Source organism: Streptomyces sp. SID14478 (assembly GCF_010548525.1).
Taxonomy (GTDB): domain Bacteria; phylum Actinomycetota; class Actinomycetes; order Streptomycetales; family Streptomycetaceae; genus Streptomyces.
In genome coordinates, this window is record NZ_JAAGMG010000553.1 from 1 (window position 1) to 7,869 (window position 7,869).

A 7,869-nucleotide genomic window follows, 5' to 3' on the forward strand; every position below is an offset into this window, starting at 1 on the left:
CCGGGTGCCCGGTGCGAGCCGGGCCAGGGACGGCAGGTGCAGGTGATCGGCGTGCAGATGCGACACGAGGACCAGGTCGGCACGGGCGGCGCTCGGCGGCGGCGGGGCGCCGCGACGCCGCCGCAGGTGCGCGAGGCGCCGGGCGAAGAGCGGATCGGTGAGCACCCGGGTGCCCGAGTCCTCGACCGTGCAGGTGGCATGACCCCACCAGGTGATCTCCACCGGCACCCGTTGCCTCCTAGCGTGCGACTGCCCCGAGCCTACGTGCAGGAGTAGGGTCGGGCCGAAAACCGAGGTGAGGGGGACACCATGGGCGAAGCCGAGGGGGCGGTGCGGGTCGCGGCGATCGCCAGCCTGACGCCGCTGGAGGAGCTGGACGCGGACCCGTTCCTGGTGGATTCGCGCAGCCAGCACGCGATGTGCGCCCGCTGGGCCGCCGAGCGCGGCTACGTCATCACCCGCGAACTCCTCGTGCACGCCCTGCGCCCCGACCACGAGATCCTGTGGACGGACGTCGACGCGGGCCTGGTCGACGTCTTCGTCGCCCCCAGCGACCGGGTGCTGCGCGCCGCGCTCCGCTCGGTCGAGGCGTTCTCGCGGGAGTGCGCGCGGCGCGGGGTCCGCCTGGAGACAGCGGGGCTGGCGGAACCCTCGTACAGCACGGAGATGAAGGCACGCGTGCACCGCCGGCTGTCGATGCCCACGGCCGGCTACGACGGCTGCTAGCACTGGAGGAGCGCGAGGAGGCGGACGACCGGTCGCCACGGTGCGACGGCAGCTGACAGCAGTGACCCACCCAAAACGTATGAAATCCTGGCCCGACGACAACCAGCACACGGACGCACAGGGCGAGGGGAGCCGGAAAGTGGCCACAGGCCGGTGGTGGCGGCGGGCCGCGAGCACGGCATGGCGCTCGCTCACCGTGTGGGCGGCGGGCACCCTGACGATGATGGTCCTCGCCGGGATCCTGCCCGACTTCCAGCTCCAGTCGGACGACGGCGACAGCCTCACCCGCGTGGCCTTCACCGCCGCCCTCGGCGCCGGCGCCTTCGCCGTCCTGTCGGCGCTGGTCTGGCCCGTCCTGGTCCGCGCCCTCCTCCTCGTCCCGGCCCTCGTGCTCGGCCTCGTCGTCTTCTTCCTGAACGGCCTCGTCCTGCTCATCGCGCTGCACCTCATCCCCGACGGCCGGGGCGAGGTCAGCCCGGAGACTGCCGTGGTCGTCGCCGCGGTGATGTCCGCCGTCGCGTCCGCGACCGGCGGCGCCCTGGCGGTCCGCGACGACGACGCGTACCGGCGGCGCCTGTACCGGCTCGCCGACCGCCGACGCCGCAAGGACGGCACCGACGCCTTCCCGCCCACCCCCGGCACCGTCTTCCTGCAGCTCGACGGCGTCGGCCATGAGGTCCTGCTGCGTGCCGCCCGCGACGGCGTGATGCCCACGGTCGGCGGCTGGCTGCGCGACGGCGGGCACCGGCTGACGCCGTGGCGCACCGACTGGTCGAGCCAGACCGGCGCGAGTCAGCTCGGCATCCTGCACGGCTCGAACCACGACATCCCCGCCTTTCGCTGGTACGAGAAGGACACCGGCGAGATCCAGGTCTCCAACCGGCCCACCAGCGCCGCCGAACTGCAGCGCCGCGCCGTCGAGCACACCGGCGACGGCGGGCTGCTCACCGTCGACGGCGCGAGCCGCGGCAACCTCTTCAGCGGCGGCGCCGAGGAAGTGGCGCTCGTGCTGTCCGTCGCCGCCCGCCGCGGCAAGGAGAACCGGTCGCGGGCCGGCTACTTCGCGTACTTCTGCGACCCGGCCAACGCGGTGCGCACCGCCCTCTCCTTCTTCGCCGAGGTCGGCCGCGAGATCGGCCAGTCCACCCGCGCCCGCCTGCAGCGCCGCCGCCCGCGCATCGGCCGCGGCGGCCTCTACCCCTTCGTCCGCGCCTTCGCGACCGTCGTCGAGCGCGACGTCGTCGTCGCGGCCGTCATCGGTGACCTGCTGGCCGGCCGCAGCGCCGTCTACGCCGACCTCGTCGCCTACGACGAGGTGGCGCACCACTCCGGCCCGTTCAGCCGCGACGCCGAGAAGGTCCTCGCACGCCTCGACCGCTCGCTCGCGCTGATCGCGAAGGTCACCGAGCACGCCCCGCGCCCGTACCGCGTCGTCGTCCTGTCCGACCACGGGCAGAGCCCCGGCGAGACGTTCCGGGCCCGCTACGGGCTCACCCTGCAGGACCTGGTGCGCGCGGGCTGCGGGCTGCCCGTGCCGCGCAAGGCGCAGCGCACCCACAGCGGCGCCGAGGCCCGCTCCGCCGTCCGCGCCGCGCTGCGCCGTCCCGTCGAGGAGAGCCCGCGCAAGGGCAGACGCCACGAGCCCGTCGTGCTGGCCTCCGGCAACCTCGGGCTCGTCTCCTTCCCCGACGTCGATCACCGGATGAGCAGGGAGGAGATCGACAGCCGCCACCCGGCGCTGCTGGCGACCCTCGCCAACCATCCCGGCATCGGCTTCCTCCTCGTCCGCAGCGAGGAACACGGCGCCGTCGTGCTCGGCGCCCGCGGAGCGCAGGTGCCGATCGACGAGCTGGCCGACGGGCAGGGGCCCCTCGCCGACTTCGGGCCCGGCGCCGCCGACGCCGTGCGCCGCACCGACTCCTTCCCGCACACCGCCGACATCATGGTCAACTCCTGGTACGACCCGGTGGACGGCGAGGTACTCGCGTTCGAAGAGCAGATCGGTTCGCACGGCGGGCTCGGCGGTGCGCAGGCGCGCCCCTTCCTGCTCTCGCCGGCCGCCCTGTCGCCGCCGGTGCCCGACGACGGCGACCTCGTCGGCGCCGAACAGGTCCACCAGGTCCTGCGCCGCTGGCTGCGCGAGGGCAACGGCCCGCAGATCCCGCTGGAGAATTCCCGCCGGCGCGCCCCCGACGTCGCATCATTTGCGGTCGCCCCCGCAAAAGCGCAGGACGAAACCGCCTGATTTGGTGCGATGACCCGACGCGCCCGACGATGGAGCGCCGCCCGGCGATCCCGTGACGGCGTCAGCACGACCGAGAGGCGCACCACCCCATGCACGACCCCGGAACCGCGGCACCGACGGCTCCGGCGGGGGACGACCAGCACAGCAGGCACGCCCGCCGCTTCGGTCTCCCCGTCGCCACGGCCCTCGTCATGGGCAACATCATCGGCGGCGGCATCTTCCTGCTCCCCGCCTCCGTCGCCCCGTACGGCACCATCAGCCTCGTCGCCTTCGGCGTCCTCACGGTCGGCGCCATCGCGCTCGCCCTCGTCTTCGGACGCCTCGCGGACCGCCATCCGCAGACCGGCGGCCCGTACGTGTACGCCCGGGAGGCCTTCGGCGACTTCGCCGGATTCCTCGCCGCGTGGTCGTACTGGATCACCACCTGGGTGAGCAACGCGGCCCTCGCGGTCGCCGCCGTCGGCTACCTCGACGTGCTGCTGCCGATCCACGGCTCGACGCCGTGGACGATCGTCGCCGCGCTGGTCTGCCAGTGGCTGCCCGCGCTCGCCAACCTCGCGGGCACCCGCTACGTCGGCGCGGTCCAACTGGTCTCCACCGTCCTGAAGTTCGCGCCGCTGCTGCTCGTCGCGATCGGCGGCCTGTTCTTCTTCGACGCGGACAACCTCGGCCCGTTCCGGGCGAGCGGCGACTCCGCGCTCGGCGCCGTCTCCGCGTCCGCCGCGATCCTGCTCTTCAGCTACCTGGGCGTCGAGTCCGCGTCCGTGAGCGCCGGCGAGGTCCGCGACCCGCAGCGCAACGTCGGCCGCGCGACCGTCCTCGGCACCGGGCTCGCCGCGCTGCTCTACCTGCTGTGCACGGTGGCGGTGTTCGGCACCGTCGCGCACGGCGACCTGACGGACTCCACGGCGCCCTTCTCCGACTCCGTCAACGCCATGTTCGGCGGCACCTGGGGCGGCACCGCCGTCGCGATCGCCGCGCTCGTCTCCATGGTGGGCGCGCTCAACGGCTGGACGCTGCTGAGCGCCCAGACGCCGTACGCCGCCGCCAAGGACGGACTGTTCCCGACGGCGTTCGCCCGCAAGCGGCGCGGCATCCCGACGTTCGGCGTGATCGTCGCCGTCTGTCTCGCCTCGCTGCTGACGATCTACAACTACACGGCCGGTTCGAGCGGTGTCTTCGAGACGCTGGTGCTCGTCACCACGTTCACCGCGACCGTCCCGTACCTGCTCGCCACCGCCGCGCAGATCTACTTCCTGCTGTCCGGGCAGGGGTACCGCGTGCGGCGCGCGCGGCTGGCGCGCGACATGGTCCTCGCCGTCGCCGCGTTCGGCTTCTCGATGTGGCTGGTCGGCGGCGCGGGGTACGCGGCCGTCTACCAGGGCGTCCTGTTCCTCTTCGCCGGCGTCCTGGTCTACGCGTGGATGGCGGCCCGCAAGAAGCGGACCGCCACCCACTGATCCGACCCCCGTCGGTCACCTGGCGAGGGGTGCGACCACCCACCGCAGCTTCTTGAACATGCTGTCCCGCGAGCCGATCTCGATCAGCTTGCGGGCGGCCGGGTAGGCCTCGTTGCCGTCGATCTCGTAGCCGACCTCCAGCGTGCCGGGTACGTCCCTGACCTCCAGCTGCGCCTCGATGTCGGCCGCCGCGCGCTCGCCGTCCGCGGCCATCGCCGTCAGATGCGCGATGCGCCGCCGCTGTGCCTCGTCGAGCGCCTGGCGCGGGTCGCGGGAGCCGGGCGAGGCGAGAGCCTGCGTGCCCTTGCCGGACGGGGGCGCGACCGCCGAGGCAGGCGTGCGCGTCTCCCCGGTGGGCTGCCGCGTCGACAGCGTCGCCTGGACCACCGTGCCGTCGTTGTCGAGCGCCACCCGGAACTCGCCGCGCCCGGGTGTGATCACGGGGATGCCGCCGAACGTCTGGCGGAACGTGACGTGCGTCTGCAGCGACACCGGTTCACCGATCTGCGAGCCGTCCTTCTCGCCGCTGTTCTGCATCAGGTCGTGCACCCCGTCGACGACCAACTCGGCGCCGTCGGCGTGCTGTTCGGCGAACTGCCGGGCCAGCTCGACGGCCCGCTCGGTGGACAGCTGCCGGGTGTTGCGGTGGTTGGCCTCGGCCAGCTTCACCCAGCGCACCGCGCCCGGCGCCGTCGACACGAACCGGTCGCCCGAGTTCGCGCTCAGCACGCCCTGCCGCTCGACCTGGACCTCCTGCAGCGCGGCCGCGGGGAAGTGCGCCAGCTGCCCGAGCGCGGCGAGCTCCTCGCCGGGGGAGCGGGGCGCGAGCTGCACGATCTGCGGCTCGGCCGGCGCCTGCGTCTGCGGATCGCGCAGGCCCTCGCGCGCCGAGTACCAGCGCCACACGTACCAGGCGTCGGAGACGTGCTCGCGGTAGAAGTTGCGCTCCGCGTCGAGGCGGGTCTGCGCCTCGGCCCGGGTGGCTCCCGTCGCGGCGACCGAGGGCGCCTGGCCGTGGTAGATGTCCCAGCTCGCGTTGAGCCACGCGTCGCAGTACGTCTGGCCCGCGCGCCACTTCTCCCAGAACTTCTTGCCGTAGTCCCCGCTGTCGATGCTCGTCGTCTCGAACCCGAAGATCATCCGGGAGCCCAGGTTCGGGCCCGCCCAGGTGCGGATCGGGGAGTGCCCGTCGAGGACGCGCAGCGAGTTGCACGTCGACCAGAACACGTAGTTGGCGCGCTCGTTGCCGAACGCCATCCGGTTGGAGACCGCGTCCGAGCGGTTGTCCCAGGCGGCGCCCAGCGGCGCGAAGAACACGCCGTTGCCGTCCATCCCGCCGTGGCCCGAGTGGTACACGGCGACGACGGCGTCCATGCCGTACCGGTCCTGCCAGTTGTCGTACGTCTCCTCGTACGCCCACACCTGCGCGCCGCCGTCCGCGAACCAGAAGTTGCGGTCGTAGAACTGCTGCAGGTACGCGAGCCAGCCGGTCGCGTCCTCGTGCGTGTGCGAGAGCGGGTTCTGGTTGACGAACTTCTGGATGCTGAACGCACCCCACCAGCCGAACGTGGAATCGCGGTCGGCCGCGCCGGGTTTACCGGTTTCCAATGGTGACGGACCGCGGTCCGAGTAGATCATGCGCATTGCCGAACCCCCTGTGGAACCCCGTGCGAATCCCCCTGGTCGGGGGCCTCAAAGTGTCACCGCGGTGCCGTCTTGCCCAGCGCCCATTCCGGCCATGGTGGCGGCGCCACGGGCATGGCCGCGGGCCCCTCGCGCCTCCCTGACGCTGTCGTCCGTGGCGGTGCGCGGACGGGACGCCGCCGCGAAAACCAGCTGCGGGCGCGGACCGGTCGGCCCACACTGTTCGTACGGGAAGCCGCGCACCTGCGCGCCCCGCTCGAACATCTCCCCCCTTCTCCCAGGAGTCAGTACGTGCAGGCTGCCGTCACCGTCACGCCCTCCCGCATGCCGGAGCTGCTGCTCGGTCTCGCGTCCGTGCGGCCGGTCTTCATCTGGGGCGCCCCCGGCATCGGGAAGTCGTCTCTGGTGCGCGCCTTCGCCGACTCGCTCGGCCTGGAGTGCGTGAGCCTGCTGGGGACGCAGCTGGCGCCGGAGGACCTGATCGGCGTGCCGCAGATCCGCGACGGGCGCTCGGTGTTCTGCCCGCCGGAGTCCCTCGCCCGCGACGAGCCGTACTGCCTGTTCCTGGACGAGCTGAACGCGGCGACGCCCGACGTGCAGAAGGCGTTCTACTCGCTGATCCTGGACCGCCGCATCGGCAGCTACGAGCTGCCCGCGGGCTCCCTCGTGATCGGCGCGGGCAACCGCTCGACCGACAACGCGCTGGCCCGCCCCATCGCCTCCGCGCTCGTCAACCGCCTCACCCACGTGCACCTGCGGGCATCCGCGACCGACTGGCTGGCCTGGGCCGCGGGCGCCGGCATCCACCCGTGGATCCTGGACCACCTCACCGACCGGCCCGACCACCTGTGGTCGAAGCCGCCGAAGACCGAGGAGCCGTTCTCCACCCCGCGCTCGTGGCACATGCTCAGCGACGCGCTGCACAGCTTCGGCCCCACCCTCGACGAGGACACCCTCACGGTCCTCGCGCATGGCACGCTCACGCCCTCGCACGCGGTCGCGTTCTGCGGCTACGCCAAGGTCGTGCGCAGCCGCTTCGGCCTCGACGCGATCCTCAAGCGACGCCCGCTGGCCGCACCGCGTCGAGGACCGCGACCTGCTCCACTACCTCGCCGAATCGTTCCGCGGCCGCCTCGTCAAGGACCTCCCGGCGGCCAAGGAGCACGCCTCGCCGGGCGTGCGGCAGACCGCGTACCGCGCCAAGTCCCTGCTCGTGCAGCTTGCCGAGATCTCCGTCGAGGTCGCCCAGACCGTCATCGCCGACGACACCGACGGCAACCCCGTGCTGCCCGCCTGGTTCCTCGTGGAGGCGGCCCGCGACATGCCGCGTCTGGTGGAGGCCCGCCGATGACCCGCGGGCGCCGGAAGAAGGGCGACGAGCAGCGCCCGGACCCGGCAACGGAGGCCTATCTGAAGGGACTTGCCCTGGTGCGGGCCAACCCGGCCCTCGACTCCCTCGACGCCTCGTTCTGCCGCGCCGGCTGCCGGGCGGTGCCGGCGCACGGCTGGGCGCTCGTCGACTCCGACGGCTGCGTCCACGTCCACCCCACCCGCCGGGCCGAACCCGCCGAGTGGGCCTGGATGCTCGCCCACTGCCTGCTCCACCTCGGCTTCGGGCACGTGCCGGCGGCCAGGGGCGCGCGCGTACAGCCCGACGCCCACGACCTGGCGGCGCGCTGCGTCGTCGTCCAGCGCTTCCAGCAGACGTTCCCCGTGGGGCGGGCGCCCGAGGGCACGCCGGGCACCTTCCCCGGCGGCGACGAGGAGCAGCTCGCCGCGCGCTGGCGCCGGGAC

At 73.1% G+C, this 7,869-nt stretch carries 6 protein-coding genes; 4 read left to right on the top strand and 2 right to left on the bottom strand.

The window, feature by feature from the left end:
- Positions 1-228 (bottom strand): MBL fold metallo-hydrolase (locus tag G3I40_RS18290; RefSeq protein WP_164303212.1); only part of this gene is annotated, 228 nt, incomplete at its 3' end.
- Positions 229-309: 81 nt separating this feature from the next.
- On the opposite strand from G3I40_RS18290, the gene G3I40_RS18295 reads away from it, so the two are divergent.
- The 3 genes from G3I40_RS18295 to G3I40_RS18305 all read left to right on the top strand — a co-directional run bounded on the left by G3I40_RS18295 (position 310) and on the right by G3I40_RS18305 (position 4,431).
- Entirely contained in the window at positions 310-726 is a 417-nt protein-coding gene (locus tag G3I40_RS18295) for a hypothetical protein (protein WP_164303213.1), read from the top strand.
- A 196-nt stretch (positions 727-922) separates the two neighbouring features.
- On the top strand, positions 923-2,971 hold the full coding sequence (locus G3I40_RS18300; RefSeq protein ID WP_343244954.1) for a phage holin family protein: 2,049 nt from the start codon (positions 923-925) through the stop codon (positions 2,969-2,971).
- 89 nt (positions 2,972-3,060) lie between these two features.
- Positions 3,061-4,431 carry an amino acid permease gene (locus tag G3I40_RS18305; RefSeq protein WP_164303215.1) on the top strand — a complete coding sequence of 457 codons (1,371 nt, stop codon included), beginning with the start codon at positions 3,061-3,063 and terminating at the stop codon, positions 4,429-4,431.
- 15 nt (positions 4,432-4,446) lie between these two features.
- Here the strand turns inward: G3I40_RS18305 and G3I40_RS18310 are convergent, their stop codons facing one another.
- Complete coding sequence (locus G3I40_RS18310; RefSeq protein WP_164303216.1) at positions 4,447-6,075, bottom strand: DUF6345 domain-containing protein; 1,629 nt, start codon at positions 6,073-6,075, stop codon at positions 4,447-4,449.
- A 291-nt stretch (positions 6,076-6,366) separates the two neighbouring features.
- Between G3I40_RS18310 and G3I40_RS18315 the strand changes: the two genes are divergently transcribed.
- Positions 6,367-7,869, top strand: a 1,503-nt coding sequence (locus G3I40_RS18315) for a MoxR family ATPase (protein WP_343244953.1), incomplete at its 3' end; no start/stop codon positions are given.